This is a genomic window from Acinetobacter sp. Tol 5 (assembly GCF_019702905.1).
GTDB lineage: Bacteria > Pseudomonadota > Gammaproteobacteria > Pseudomonadales > Moraxellaceae > Acinetobacter > Acinetobacter bereziniae.
In genome coordinates, this window is record NZ_AP024708.1 from 3,586,268 (window position 1) to 3,600,946 (window position 14,679).

A 14,679-nucleotide genomic window follows, 5' to 3' on the forward strand; every position below is an offset into this window, starting at 1 on the left:
ATTTGTAGATTTTCTAGGTAAGCTATGCGTCCACAAAAACTTTCTACTGAACAGATGCTCAATAGCTGTGCTTTACAATTTAAAGCACATGGTTATGCTGGGACAAGTATGGATATGTTGGCAAAAGCATGCGGACTGAGTAAAGCCTCTTTTTATTATTATTACCCAAGTAAAGAAGCTTTATTGATGCAAGTTTTAGAACATACTCATCAATATCTAAATCAATCTTTGTTTAAGCTTGAAGACTTTACTGTCATTGATACATCTACCCAGTTTCAAACCATACATGAAAAAGCAGTACTTTTTTTTAGTTATGAAATAAAAGGCTGTCTCATGGGTATTCTTTCATTAGAAGCCAATGATATATCTTACACAGTGTTGCAAAAGATTCGCACCATTTTTCAGGATTGGCAGCATGTTTTATATCAACTCTTTAAACAAACACTCAACGAGCAAGATGCTCAAAATGCAGCCAAAATAACTGTAGCAGATTATGAAGGAGCAATTTTAATGTATCGACTTTATCAAGATATATTCTATTTGGATCAAGTCAAAAAACGTGTGCTGCAACTACTATAAAATAATTTTATTCAACTTTAACCCATGCATAACTTCAGTGATTTAAATGATGAAATATTTAACAAATTTAATTTTTTATGCCTTCCTTTCAACCAGTATCTGTAGCATTGCATATGCCAAATGCAATCAGACAGATCAACTACAGACCTATAGCTGTATGGAGCAGCAGCTCAAAACAGATAAGGTAAAAATGAATAAGATCTATCAACGAATCTACCAACAATATGATGCTAAAAATAAAGCGTTGCTGGAAAAAGCACAAAAAGCTTGGCTGAGCTATCGTGATGCGCAATGTACAGAACTTACGGGAAGCTTATATTATGGTGCAATGGGCTTAGCTTCAGGCTTTGCACATTTAGACTGTGAAATGAATGCGACACAATTTCGACTCAAAGAATTAACCAGTTTATTGGAAAATCAATAACGGTCTTTGAACTCGGCTTTATGTTCTACCCCCTGATGATCGACATGGGCGTAGAACACGCCATAACGCCCAACATAATATTCAAGCGATTGGTCATGATAATTCCAAAAAATAGACCATTCACCAAAGTCAAATGAGCCAACTTGACTTTGTGTATTCATTGGCATCTTACTCAACATATCATGCTGAATATGCCCCGCTTGAGAAAAATCTTTGGTTTGTAGCGCCTGCTGAAAAAACAATTGTGCTGCAGCATCAAATAAACGTTGATCTTCATCAGTGACCTGAAACTCATTGGCAGTTTCTGGTTCGGTCATAACTTGCTGTTCAACTTGATCTATAGGATCTTGTGTTGAGGATATTTCTGTGGTGTTTTTTTGCCGTTCTTGATCAATCATCTGTTTAATCAGCTTGGTTTTTTCAGGCAATTCATGATCTTCGGGTGGATTTTTTATCCATTTGGAAAGGTCTTGCCTTTGCTGTTCAACGGCTGCATTAATTTTATGTTTAGCGAACAAACGCCATAACACATAGAGTGCAATCAAAATGAGTAAAACAATGATTAATTTCAACATAGACTCATCTCAAACATAAAATACAGCTTAGTTCAGACGTATTTGCCAAGTTTAAAGCTAGATATTTTGATTGTTTTTTTAGTGATATACTGATTGAATTGTATAACGATCAAAATCAACTGATCAGCTTTAAACGTAACAATTTCTTTCTTTACAATACCTAATCAGCAGTTGTTTGAAATAGCTTTAAATTCCCACCTGAAAATTCAAGCCCTTTGTTTGGAATCTTCTTTAAAGTAATGGGTTTTCCTACATTTTTATAAATTGGCTTGTCACCATCAAGTTCTTTTAAAACAATTTTTTGAATGTAGATCTGATTGTTTCGACTATAGAGTTTTACTCCCCCTTCATCTGATGCCATATAATGAACTTTTAGATGATGAATATGTTGTAAGTCTTGCATCCAAACAATAATCAGGTCCCCTCCACGTTCGTACATATTGTCAAAGACGATAGTATTTGCATCAACCTTCTCAGATTTACCGCCTACATAACCAATAGCATCAACAATATGATCGACAAAATAGACTGATTTTTTGCCATTAAACTGCAATCCATACGCTGAATAATATTGTTCTTTATTTTGCTTCTTGGTTTGGCATGAATAGCTCTTTAACCCGACTTTTGTTGAACCTAACTGGTAAGTTTGTGCAGTAAATATGTCGCTGTCATCTTGTGTGCATTCATTAGAAAGCTTCGTTTGAACGGCTAATTGTTCAAATGGTTTGGCATAGATTTGTGCTGTTGCCACTAAACCACAGATCAATAAAAAGGATGGGAATGATCGTATTTTCATGTCGATTTTCTATATTTTTAGAATAAAGGATGATCACTTCAATACTTTAGCAAAGAAATGATCGATTCAAGCATCATTGTATCAATATTTAAATGATACAACACCCTATCCGTACGTATAGAACATTTAAAAATGATTATTGTAAGGTCTTTAACTGTGCCAAGCTTTGCTGTTGTTGTAATTGTTGCTCAAATTCTGCTTTACCTTTTGCCACATAATTTTGCAATCCATCTGGATCAATAAATGCATTTTGATCACCTGCTTTCAGTCTAATCAATTTCTGCTTCATATTGAAACGATCAGCTTTATTTGCCAAAAAGATATCAGCATGAATCGCATTTAACGTTTGAAATGTTTTTTGCATATCCGTCACGATATGAGGGTAATTTTTGTTATTTAATAAATGATAGCCCCCTGTAAATAAACTATCAGCATAAATAATTTGATAATGTTTAAAGTGATATTGCACTTCGGTTGTCCATGAAGTCGCTCCCGGTAAATGCCCAGGTGTAGCATGAGCTGTAAAGACTTGTTGCCCCAACTTTAACTGCTCGCCATCTTTAAAAATCAGATCCGCTTTTACAGGAGGAAATGGCAATTGATTTCCCAAAGCAAAATCTGTGCTGGCGCCATTGGCGAGCATCTCAGCATTCTCTGCACTGGCAATCAGTTTTGCCCCACTCCATTGTTTTAATTTGGCAAAACCACCTGCCTGATCCAAACGTGCATGACTATTTAACAGATATTTAACATCGGTGATTTTAAAACCCAATTTCTCAATATTAGTTTTGATCTGCACCGCAGATTGATCAATTCCACTATCAATGAGAACCAAACCTGCACCTGTATCAAATAAGACTGAAGAAAGATTTTCAGTACCGACATAATAAACATGGTTGAAAATTTTAAAAGGCTCAATCGGTGCATTCCACAGCTCAAACAGACTCATCGGTGGGGCTTCAGTCAATGCTTGTTGTGAATTTAAGGTTGCAGCTTGTGAAAATTGAATACTCATTGCCATTAACGAAACAACGATAGATTTGATCAGGCGCATATAAGCGATCCATGCTGACAAAGAGCCGCTATATTTTCTCAAATCCTGATATTTTTCAAACTTTAGCTGTCTAAAAAACAGCTAAATACAGCTGTAATTGTAAAAAACTTTTTCAACTATAACTTATGGCTTATTTCTGGGCTTAAGCACTTTGTTTGCAATACGATTACTGCTATCTATCGCAAATTGATCAACATATCGGCTATAAAAATTTGCAACGATTAAAGTCACAGCAATTGCACTTAAACCAGAAACAAGAACAGCCCACGAATATGCCCAATGCCAAGTTAAAAACAAATTAAACAGTGGAATACACACCAAATACAACATCAACAAATGCAGTAAGTAAATGGAAAAAGATAATTTACCGAGCCACACCAAAATAGGATGATCCAAATGTCGCGATAATAATGGGCTCATCAATACACTATAAACAATCAAGATTCCTGCAATAAAATTGCCATAATCATAGGTGTTTTCACCTAAGATATGATAAAGACCCGCATATGCTGTACTGGTATTGTGCGCTCCTGCAAAATACAAACCTGTGAACAACATGAGAATCGCAATCAAATTGGGCAATGTTTTCGCATAGAGATAAATATAGATTCCAATAATAAAACTCGAAATACCAAAGCTAAACCCTTGTCCGCGCCATATAAATGCAAGGCAGGGAATCAGTAGTGATGCGAACCAAAATGCTATCTTTTTATACTGATAAAGATAAAGTAAAAAAAATAAGACAAATGAACCCATCAACTCAATGGTCATGGTCCACAAGACCCAATTGATATCACTTTCAGAAAATAGAAAAGCACCTATCGTGCCTTCATAAAGTGCATGACTAAAACTGTAATTTTGTACTGCAAATGCTTGTAACCAAGCCCCCACATGCTGGCTATCGATATGAATGATTTTAAAGACTGACCAGATCAGCAAACATGATGCGAGTGCAGGAATCATTAAGCGTGGATAACGCTTAATCATCATATTCTTGATTTTAGAATGAAATTGCTGCGGGCTTTTTAAGATGGCATAGCTCAGTACATAGCCACTCAATACAAAAAAAACAAAAACAGCTGCATCGCCTGAGTAAAAAAAACCAAACGGCGAATGATGTACGTGATACACCCATTTAAGATCCGTGGTTTCATGAGGATCAAAGTGATGTAAATATGGAAAAAAACTCATGGCAAGATGAGAAAATACGACAGCTAAACAGGCTAAGCCTCGGATACTTTCTGCCGAATTTATTTTTGCGGACATCTATTATTCCCTATGAAAACAAAAGCCCCAACCAGTGGGACTTTTATTGACTCAACCCTTAGTCAATGTAAGTAATACGACCATCTGCATCATGGTGTACTGTCGCCACTTTTTGCTGACGAGATTGCACCAATGCATCAGCATTCAGATTAAAATAATCAGCATATTCCTGAGTAGATTTTGCTTCTGCTTCCTTTTTAGTTTTAGCAGGCACAAAGTTACTCCACAACCACAAAGAAATCGCACAAGCAATTAAAGCAAACAAACCACTTTCTAGAGCTTTTGCAAAAGCATTAAAAAAGTAGTGTACCAATTGTGGCTTTTCTAAAGAAAGATATCCAATCAAAATAACAATCGGTCTCCAAAGCAACAACCAAAATGCCCACAACATTGCAGTGATGGTTGTTGAAAAGTAACGACGATGCCAAGGTAACTGCTTGCGTACATCAATAATCAAAGACTCAGTTTTCATTTTCATATCTCAAAAGCACGATATTGGCTTAAGTTATTTAACCTTTTAGTCATCTTGTCGCATCCCACGGTCAGGACTTACCCAACGTGCTCGTTTACTGTCACCACGTAAAAGAACTTTAGGAAATGCCACAATACTTGCCGTTACGGTAATCAACCAAAATACAAAAGGATACCAAATCATCCAATAATAGTTTTTTGCCAAACTTGATTCATAACGACTGTCCATCCATTTGCTGATTGCAAACTGTAATAAACAAGTCATACCGAGTAAGATTCCTGTTCCCATCGGTAATAATGGAGAACTCATCGCTGGGAATCCAGCATAAGGAAGAACCAAATGTAATATCCAGAAAATCACCATAATCAACATTAAATATGACCAGACCAGTGTTAGAATCAACTCAATAATCAAAGGCCATAAAAAATTCAGTTTCGGTTTGAATAATACATCTATATTCTTAATTAAAACTTGCGCACCACCCATTGCCCAACGTAAACGTTGTTTCCATAAACCATTAAAGGTTTCAGGCATCAAAATCCACACCAATGCATTAGGTTCAAATTTGACATCCCAACCTGCACGATGCAGCTTCCAAGTGACATCAATATCTTCAGTCAGCATATTGGGTGACCAATACCCTACTTCATGTACAGCACTTTTTCGAAAAGCCGTGATCACACCTGATACAGTAAATAGACGTCCAAAGGTTCTTTGCGCACGCTTAATCATTCCGACAATCGAAGAAAATTCACCGACTTGAATGCGCCCAAGCAAAGTTGAACGTGTACGAATACGAGGGTTACCTGTAACCGCTGCAACGGTTGGATTATTTAAGAAATGACGAATCATCCATTGTGCAGCATGTGGATCAAGCAAAGCATCACCATCAATCCCGATCAAGAACTCAGCCTCAGTAAGCAAACTCCCCGCTTGTAAAGCCATCGCTTTACCTTGGTTTTCGGCCAAATGTACAACACGCAGTTTGTCGTACTTCAATGCCAATTGATTGAGAATCTCGGCTGTATTGTCAGAGCTTCCATCATTGATTGCAATAACTTCGAAATTGGGATAATTCAACTTTAATGCATGGCTGATGGTTTCGTCAGCATTATCCTGCTCATTAAAACAAGGAACAAGCACTGCAACTAAAGGATATTCTTCTAAAGCTGCTGGCTGAGTATATGGAGGCTCTTTACGCTCTTTCCAATAGAAAATTAAAGCACCAATCATCCATAGATATGACATAAATAATGGATAATAGAAGATAAAATTTAATAAGGACTGCCACAGGTGCTGGATTGCGCTCATATCACACCTTAAGGAACCAATCGTTGTGGTTTAGAATCAAATACTTTACGCATCTCGGCAGTATTTGGATGATCTTCAATCGGATCATCTGGATAATAACCCACATGCATCACCCCTTGTTGGTACAAGGACTGAATTGTTTGAGTAATTTCAGAAGTCGGAATTTTCTGGTTATTACGCCAGTTTACTGCCTGTAACTCAAAAATTGTCTTTTTGATCCCATTGGGTTGCTTCTTCACACGTTGCACTAAATCTTTATAGAATTTAGTTGCGTCAGGGGCTTGCTCCATATAAGGCATTGCCATGATTGCAGTGAAGTCATAATTTTTAAGTGACTGTTCTAAAGACTGCGCATACCAGTTTTCAGAATATGCAGACAGTGCCACCTGCGCATACAAGTTACGAGCTGTGAGTAAAAATGGTTGGTAATAACGTGCTTTCTGCGCCAAATCCATTGCAAAACTGTCGATTGTCTTGGTTTTAAAATCAGTCCATTTTTGTAGTTTCGCATCATCATTACGAATTTCTTCTAAATCCGCAGGTAAGCCAATTTTTTGATAGGCTTGGATCGCTTGAGGGCTTGCATCTTCATAATCGGATAAGGTTGCATCATCATGGAATAAAATTCCATCAAAAGTCGTCGACTTTGCTAAATCCTGATATATACCTTCGATCACTTTACGTGCTTCAGGAGAATAAGGGCTCAAACGGTGATAACCCATGTTGAGATGATCACTGTCTTTGGCTTGTTGAGTTACCACAACATCTTTAGAGGCTGGATTTGATGCAGGTAAATCCCAAGCCAACAACGGCATCCAAGCATATAAACGACTCACATGCGTCCGGGTTTGAATTTGCCAAGCAACACGGTTAAATAAATCTGCACGCATTGGAAGATAACGGTTCGGGAAATAGACCATGTCAGCAGAACCGTTTGCATCTGGATCAGCAAAGGCTTGTAAGAATACTGTGGTCACATTCATTTCACGAATACGATCTAATAAATGTCCTAAATTCTTCTCTTGCTGTGCTTCGTCTGGATCATAAATATAATCAAGGTCGACATGCATCACTTTTTGCGGACGGTTGTTGTCAGTAAAATTCATTTGACGACTTTGGATTTCTTGCGCCAAAGCATCAGTAGTCATATTGCCTTCAACCAAGATGCGGTTTAAATGACCTAATGATTTTTCAATATGATCAGGACCATCATCCAAACTAATTGTTATTGGCATACCTACTTTTTTAGCCAATGCAACTGTTTCCATATTATAGCGACCATATGGCCACACCATCACGCGTGGAGCTTTTAAACCATGTGATTGCAATACTTTATTGTTCTTTTTCAAATCATTAAAAATACGATCTGCATAGACTTTATCCGATTCATAGGTTTTACTTTTTGGATAATATTCACGTGTTACCGCAGCAGGCTCAGAATTCCCTTGAGGATTGCCTAAAATACCCCGGTGTAAGTTATAGCTATGGCTACCAATTTCCACATAACCGCTCTTTTGCATGGTTTTCAGTTCATCCCAAGACAAAAGTTTCTTACGTGGTAATTTATCATCACCAAATTGAACCATTTCATTGGCTTTTGGTTCTAGCCAAGAACCCACAACAGCCAATACAACTGGAATCTTGCGTTGTTTAATTACTGGAAAGCCATATTGATAAAAAGACTGATAACCATCATCGACAGTCAATAAAACGGGTTTGGTCGGTAATTTAAACTTACCTTCATTGGCTTTAATAATTTGGTCAACATTGACAAAGTGATAGCCGTTTTTCTGTAACCAGTCTAAATGCAATTCAAACTGCTTTGTGGTTACTGCATAATCAGGAATGACGGCATCATGATTTGGCGTAATTTCATGATAACCAATAATTGTCAGCGTATTTAAATCAATCTTAGGTAGTTCATGCTCAATAGGAGTTTCAGTAGCAACTTGGTCTACTTCTGCCATAGCACTATTATAAAAGGATGAAAACAATAGTGTTACGCATATCATCGCTGAAGGAGAAAAGTAACGGCTTAGCATATATTTAAATACTCGATCATCATTGTTTTAAATCTGAACCCGCCTATAGCACTTCATTTCTGAAACACTAAAATCCTTTTTTAAGGCGAATTAAAACAGACGTTTTACAGCGATGATTTAAAAGAATAAAACTGAAACGAATCTTAAAAAATAACTCTGAGCAGAATTATTTATTTGCATCATTTAAACACTTTTAGGACAAAAGTATTGTAGAGGATTGTTAAACATTGATCAATTAATAAACAACAATGTCTTTAAATTGTGTTTAAAATCACACTATTACAAATCTATAAGCGATTAAAATAGCACTGACAATATATTTTTATAGCATTGAAATATGAAGAAAAAATGGAGCAATATTTAGCATTTAATCTCACTCTTTTTTCTGTCCATTCATTGTGTTTTTAAGATACAAAAATAGAGGTCTTTTGACCTCTATTGATTGTTTTAAAATCCTTGTATCAAGGAAATTTAATCTACTTAGTCACGTGTTTTTACATCAAACAACTCTATTTCAAAAATCAGATTAGAGTTCGCAGGAATAATTTTACCCATTTTACGTTCACCATATGCCAAGTGTGAAGGCACGATTAACTTACGCTTCCCGCCCACTTTCATTCCCATGATTCCTTGATCCCAACCTTTAATCACACGACCTGTTCCAATCACAGTTTCAAAATAATTGCCACGATCAATTGAAGAATCAAACTTGGTACCATCTTCCAACCAACCCGTATAGTGTGTGGTAATCAAAGCCCCTTTTACAGCTTCTTTACCTTCACCAACTTTTAGATCAATGATTTCTAATTCATTTGACATACATTATTCCTATTCATGATTAGATGATTATTGGGGAGCCTTGTCAGAGTCCGCCATTGCAGCAGCATAACTTTTACAAAAGCTTTGATAATCTTGCCCAACTTGTTGTGCATAATTATACGTGTATTTCAACAATTGCGTTTTCCAAAGTTCTGCATGTTGTGCAAAATTGATTAATTCATCTGCATTTGAAGAACCTTTACGTCCTGCTGAGCGTAATTGGGCATAGGCGAGTAAGCGTGCCATGTTATAACAGGCATCTGTAAACCTCTTGGGTTTATCTACACACTGTTTAAAATCAATTTTATCCTGTTCTGGTTGTAAAGCTTTGACAATATAAGCTTGACCATCAAAATCAAGCCTAGATAATTCAGCTGGTGTTTCATACTGCATGAGTGTTTGAATACACTGAATACGTTGTGCTTGATCTTCCCATTTAGGCTGTTCAATTTTTAAAAAAGGCGACAAACTCAATGATGATGCTTTAGCTTGCTTCACATCAAACAAGGCATATTTTTTATTTTCAATATCATAGACCAGAAACACATAACGATCTAAACCAATACTCCCCGTTCCAGCGACACGTATCGCAACATCTAATACTTGAAAATGGGAGGGAGACTGCAAATTATGGGTATTTAAATAGCCAGTAAACATCGCCATCAATTCAACATAGCGTTGTTTTGAATCAACCTTAAAATACTTCTTTTGGTCTATGTTTAAGTAACGTTGCTGAGTTTTTTTATCTAAAGATGAGTGCGTTTCAATAAACTCAAAAAAATCTCGTTCAGAAACTGTTTGAATATATTTCTTTAACATCCCATCTACGGTTTCTTTTTCGACCGCGTAGGCTTTTCCAAAAGCAAGTGCTTTTAAATATTCATCTAATAGCTGTTCAGCGATTATTTTTAAATCATCATCTTTGATATTCAGTGCTTTACCTGCCAAAAAGACACTACAAATAAATCGAGAAACATCCCAAGTTGGATGAGCCAATATGGCTTCATCAAAATCATTTAAATCAAAATAAACCACTTGATGACGACTGCGGTAACTCCCGAAATTTTCCACATGTAAATCACCGCAGATCCATGTGGTCATTTGATCGGTCCAAGTCTGTTGAGTTGCTAAATCTTCATAATATAAATGACATGAACCTCGGAAAAAACGAAATGCGCTGCTGGTCATCAATTTATATTTAATCGCAGTAAATTGTGCATCTCGTGGTTGGTTAAAACTGCAAACTCGTTCAAAAGGATCACGCATTTGTTAACTCCAATATTTTTATAAAAATTAAACTACGCTGTTAAGCTGAATTTTGGATGAATAAATACTGACGTTGTAACAACAATAGATTGTGTTTCTGTTAAAAGCTGAGCTCTTTAATGTTTGGATCTAACAATAAATAATGCGTTAATTTCTTATGATTTTGTGCAGAACCGATAACCACCCAACGACCAATAATCTGCTTTTCTGTCTTATTTTGTACTCCACGAAGAACTTTCATATTGTACTGTTTAAATAATTCTTCATATTTATCTAAAGTTTCTTGTTGGTAATCACATAAGATCCGATAATTACGAGATTGGTGAATGGCTTCAATTTTATCTTGAAAATACACCAGAAATATTAAGACAATCAGCACCAATATTGTTCCAATAAATGCTAAATATTCATAACCTGCTCCTGCCGCCATTCCCAGCGCTGCTACCATCCAGATGGTCGTTGCTGTGGTGATACCTGAAATCCGATTATCATCTTTAAAAATAACACCTGCACCTAAAAAGCCTAGTCCTGTCAAAATATTAGCAGCCAAACGATCTGGGTTTTCAACACCAATCTTAATGGAAAGAATAGTGAATAAGCAGGATGCTAGGCTGACCATGATCATCGTTCTCAACCCAGCCGACTTACTGCGATACTCACGCTCTGCACCAATAATTGCGCCAATTGCCAATGCCATTAGTAAATGGTAGATGTCGTTGTTCATATGTCATTCAACATGTAGATGTTCGATCACTTTAGATATACGAAATTTAAGCAAAAAAAAGCAAGCGATTCGCCTGCTTTTTCTCAGTATATTTTATTTCATCTTGAGCATTATTGAAGTTGAGTCCACTCAATCACAGCTTGAGCATCATCTCCAATTAAAGTCCATTCACCATCCATCACATTTAATTGCAACTGCATCGTACGTTGACATAAAGCTTGGACCGCAGTTGTACTGGCTTCAGACAATTGCCAAACCTGAACATTGGACAATGTTTTTAACTTGGAACTTCTTTTATACCATTCTGCAACAGATGTTCCATAAGCCACCACAGCAACGTCCTTACAACGTGCCGCAGCTTTTTTGACTTTATCTTCGTCAGGCAAACCTACCTCAATCCATTTGACCAATTGACCAGTCAAATCTTTTTCCCATAATGCAGGCTCATCTGTTTCAAACAAATCTTTGGTAAATTCCAGTTGTTCATCTGCAAAACGAGCAAATGCCAATACACGGACCATCAAACGCTCAATCGTTTCAGACGGGTGCAAAGCCATGGTCAATTGATAATCACCATATTGATGCACATCCATATTGGCAATATTGAGGTCAGCCTTATAAATTGTTGCTTTTAATGCCATGAAAATTCCAAAAGTTCTTCAATATGGCGCACAGTCTATAAGATTTTGCATTGGATTACTGCGTTTTTTCCAATAGGTCTATCCTACAATTCAGTAAAGCATTTTCTAGGCTTTCCCAATCACGATCATGTTGTGTAATGAGCTCTATACGATTATCTATACTTTCCTCACCTGATTTATAGTTGATATGGTCTGGGTTAAAATTAAAAGTCATCCAACCTTGATCGGTATTAAAAATACCTTTAATTCTTAACCAATCTGTTTGCTCACACAAAACATCTAATAATTGGTAAAAATCGAATTGCCAACGTTTTGAAAATTTCCAACCAACCACCGTATAACCATTTGAAGTTTCTACATAGTGATAAGGCAACTGTTTTATCACGGGCAGTTCATATTCAGCAGTTAATTTTTTTTGTGCTTGAATCAAAGGCAGAACTTTACGTTGGATTCCCTGATGAGCAACATCTAACTGTTGAATATCCAAATGTCCTTGCTCTGCAAGCAACCAAGTTTGAATATAAGCAAAATAGTCCTTTTTGAATTCATCTAAAGCCAAGAAATCGGATTCAGACATCAGATCTGTATGAGAAACTACCACCAATTGCGCAGCTTTTAATTGATCTTGATAGAGTTCTTGACTTATCCATTGTTGGTCATTTAATCGACTACCATCAATGACAGTAACCAATGCTCGCATATCAATTTGTGCTTGCCACTGGGGTTCTGTCAATTGTTCCAAAAGTTGTGCAGGATGTCCTAAACCTGTAGGTTCTATAAATAGCCGATCTGGACGCTTATCAAAAATTAAGCGAGATAATGCAATTTGCATGGGAAGTTGCCCAGCACAGCATAAGCACCCCCCCAATAACTCTTTGACTTCATAACCAGAGTCTTGAGGCAATAGTTGCTGGTCAACACCAATTTGCCCAAACTCATTCATTAAAATCGCCCAAGTTTCTCCCTCAGGTTTTTGTTGCAGCAAATGCTGTAGTAAGGTTGTTTTTCCTGCACCCAAAAAGCCAGAAATAATGTGAGTTTTAACTGCTTTTTCAGTAAAAATCTTCAAAATATCACCCAACCTAATAAAATAAACATATGAATGGCTATACTCGACTCTCTCCATTATTACGTAAAATTTGCCAATAGTTTCAAATTTTAAATCTATTTTTTAAATTAAAATTACAATAATAATCCAAAAGTCCAATATAGCATTCATTAAGATCATATAATCAATGTTATTTACAGTAACCAACTGGTATATTTTTTAATCATTTTTTCATATTTACATACATTTTAGCATTGCAAAAAAAGTAGAATAATCACAAAAAAGCAACACAATACAATGATTTGTTTTAAATATGTAATCCACCTTGTTATGCTTTGTTGCTGAGGTTGCCCAATTTTTCATCTGCACTTAGCATGACTCTACTCCCTGTGAACTGCAACGCATTTAACACACGACTGCTTTCACAGGTCGCTTTACGATTAATTTTATGAATTAAGGATGCCAATATGAAACTTGTTAAAACACTTTTAGCGACTACGCTTGCTTTCACTGCTTTCTCAACTTTTGCTGCAACAGATACAGCTGCAACAGAAGCAGAAAAAGTTGTCGTATCAACTCAAGAGCAACCAGCTGCTACTGAAGATGCTCAAGCTGCTGGACAACCAACTGCTCAACCAGCGACTGAAAGTGCTGCAGAAGCACCAGCGACTTCAGCTCCTCAAGCGGGTCAATAAGATTTAAACTCCTCCCGAGTTAGCAATTGAATTGTCTGTAAAGACAATTTGAATAAAAAGACTGGGTCATGCTGCGATTCAGTCTTTTTATTTTTTCTTATGATGCACAATGCTCAGCCAACATTCACGCCACTGATCATGATCTCCATCTGCTCAGCTCTAAACAATTTTGCTTCTATTATTCCGGATAAAATATTGAGATCAATGAATATCATGCTCATCACAAAGCAAGCGTTAAAGATTCATGATTTAACTATTTGTGATTTAATTGGCGTGATTTAATGCTGATGAATCAAATCGAAAGGATAATATCGTTGCCCCTTGAGTATCGTATCATCCAATTTTAAAAGCTTAACAATTGCCGCACTTTCAAAACGCCAATAACCAAAGAAAACATCATTCTTATTTTTATCAAGATCAAACCAATATGTCTGTTTCATACTTGGATACCACTTGCGATCCAGATAATCTTTAAATCCCTCTATATTCTGTGTATCTATTAACTTTTTTATAAATTCAAATTTTTGTGGATAAAGTAATTGCTCAGATTTTTGTCTAGGCAATTGAGTGGAAATCAATACATCTAAAATCATATCTTGGCTGTTTTTACCCTCTAAAGTATTTACGATTCGTTGAAAATCACCCACGGCAACATCCAATAAAATTGCTAGAGAAACCATCCAGAGTGCCTGAATATAACCATCAAAGTAAATTTTATTATCATTGTTTTCAGTATTGCACCAACCTGCTTCAAATCGTGGAATAAGATCTAAAAATGAATCTTTCATTTGTTCAGAGCTAAAATCTGCTGAATACTGTGCAATCACCATATGCAAAGATATATTGAAGACTTGATGTTTGATAGCAGGTATACGTTGTTCTTTCTGATCAGCTGATTTTAAACACTGTTCATAAATGCAATATCATCCAAGTTTAGTTGAATATACACATCAAAATAATGGCGATC

At 36.3% G+C, this 14,679-nt stretch carries 16 protein-coding genes; 3 read left to right on the forward strand and 13 right to left on the reverse strand.

What is annotated here, in order from left to right:
* Positions 1-24: 24 nt before the first annotated feature.
* The gene (locus TOL5_RS16735; protein ID WP_151797799.1) at positions 25-579 is read left to right on the forward strand and encodes a TetR/AcrR family transcriptional regulator; all 555 of its coding nucleotides are present in this window, start codon (positions 25-27) and stop codon (positions 577-579) included.
* A 49-nt stretch (positions 580-628) separates the two neighbouring features.
* Positions 629-1,003 (forward strand): lysozyme inhibitor LprI family protein, encoded by a 375-nt coding sequence (locus tag TOL5_RS16740; protein WP_227543955.1) that lies wholly within the window; start codon positions 629-631, stop codon positions 1,001-1,003.
* On the opposite strand, the gene TOL5_RS16745 is transcribed toward TOL5_RS16740, so the two are convergent.
* From TOL5_RS16745 to TOL5_RS16800, 12 genes are all read right to left on the reverse strand, one after another.
* Positions 997-1,578, reverse strand: a complete 582-nt coding sequence (locus TOL5_RS16745) for a hypothetical protein (protein ID WP_042089369.1) — start codon at positions 1,576-1,578, stop codon at positions 997-999. The genes TOL5_RS16740 and TOL5_RS16745 overlap by 7 nt on opposite strands.
* A gap of 160 nt (positions 1,579-1,738) precedes the next feature.
* Positions 1,739-2,374, reverse strand: a complete 636-nt coding sequence (locus TOL5_RS16750; protein WP_221260518.1) for a hypothetical protein — start codon at positions 2,372-2,374, stop codon at positions 1,739-1,741.
* Positions 2,375-2,510: 136 nt separating this feature from the next.
* On the reverse strand, positions 2,511-3,428 hold the full coding sequence (locus tag TOL5_RS16755) for an HARLDQ motif MBL-fold protein (RefSeq protein ID WP_151959681.1): 918 nt from the start codon (positions 3,426-3,428) through the stop codon (positions 2,511-2,513).
* A 123-nt stretch (positions 3,429-3,551) separates the two neighbouring features.
* Positions 3,552-4,694, reverse strand: coding sequence for an acyltransferase family protein (locus TOL5_RS16760; protein ID WP_221260519.1), 1,143 nt, complete (start codon positions 4,692-4,694; stop codon positions 3,552-3,554).
* A 58-nt stretch (positions 4,695-4,752) separates the two neighbouring features.
* Positions 4,753-5,166, reverse strand: coding sequence for a poly-beta-1,6-N-acetyl-D-glucosamine biosynthesis protein PgaD (gene pgaD / locus TOL5_RS16765; RefSeq protein ID WP_004828110.1), 414 nt, complete (start codon positions 5,164-5,166; stop codon positions 4,753-4,755).
* A 45-nt stretch (positions 5,167-5,211) separates the two neighbouring features.
* Entirely contained in the window at positions 5,212-6,477 is a 1,266-nt protein-coding gene (gene pgaC, locus TOL5_RS16770; protein WP_199979119.1) for a poly-beta-1,6-N-acetyl-D-glucosamine synthase, read from the reverse strand.
* A gap of 8 nt (positions 6,478-6,485) precedes the next feature.
* Positions 6,486-8,519 (reverse strand): poly-beta-1,6-N-acetyl-D-glucosamine N-deacetylase PgaB, encoded by a 2,034-nt coding sequence (gene pgaB / locus TOL5_RS16775; protein ID WP_004828105.1) that lies wholly within the window; start codon positions 8,517-8,519, stop codon positions 6,486-6,488.
* A gap of 480 nt (positions 8,520-8,999) precedes the next feature.
* A complete protein-coding gene (locus TOL5_RS16780) occupies positions 9,000-9,338 on the reverse strand; it encodes an FKBP-type peptidyl-prolyl cis-trans isomerase (RefSeq protein ID WP_004828104.1) in 339 nt (112 codons plus the stop codon).
* Between the two features lie 27 nt (positions 9,339-9,365).
* Positions 9,366-10,604, reverse strand: a complete 1,239-nt coding sequence (locus TOL5_RS16785) for a DUF2252 domain-containing protein (protein ID WP_199995802.1) — start codon at positions 10,602-10,604, stop codon at positions 9,366-9,368.
* A 100-nt stretch (positions 10,605-10,704) separates the two neighbouring features.
* A complete protein-coding gene (locus tag TOL5_RS16790) occupies positions 10,705-11,328 on the reverse strand; it encodes an MgtC/SapB family protein (protein ID WP_004828100.1) in 624 nt (207 codons plus the stop codon).
* 110 nt (positions 11,329-11,438) lie between these two features.
* On the reverse strand, positions 11,439-11,969 hold the full coding sequence (locus TOL5_RS16795) for a YaeQ family protein (protein WP_199995803.1): 531 nt from the start codon (positions 11,967-11,969) through the stop codon (positions 11,439-11,441).
* 55 nt (positions 11,970-12,024) lie between these two features.
* Positions 12,025-13,038: a CobW family GTP-binding protein gene (locus tag TOL5_RS16800; protein ID WP_171497206.1), complete on the reverse strand. Its 1,014-nt coding sequence runs from the start codon at positions 13,036-13,038 to the stop codon at positions 12,025-12,027.
* A 446-nt stretch (positions 13,039-13,484) separates the two neighbouring features.
* On the opposite strand from TOL5_RS16800, the gene TOL5_RS16805 reads away from it, so the two are divergent.
* On the forward strand, positions 13,485-13,712 hold the full coding sequence (locus TOL5_RS16805; protein WP_005030824.1) for a hypothetical protein: 228 nt from the start codon (positions 13,485-13,487) through the stop codon (positions 13,710-13,712).
* A gap of 278 nt (positions 13,713-13,990) precedes the next feature.
* Here the strand turns inward: TOL5_RS16805 and TOL5_RS16810 are convergent, their stop codons facing one another.
* Positions 13,991-14,629: a PoNe immunity protein domain-containing protein gene (locus tag TOL5_RS16810; protein ID WP_228740321.1), complete on the reverse strand. Its 639-nt coding sequence runs from the start codon at positions 14,627-14,629 to the stop codon at positions 13,991-13,993.
* Between the last annotated feature and the right edge of the window lie 50 nt (positions 14,630-14,679).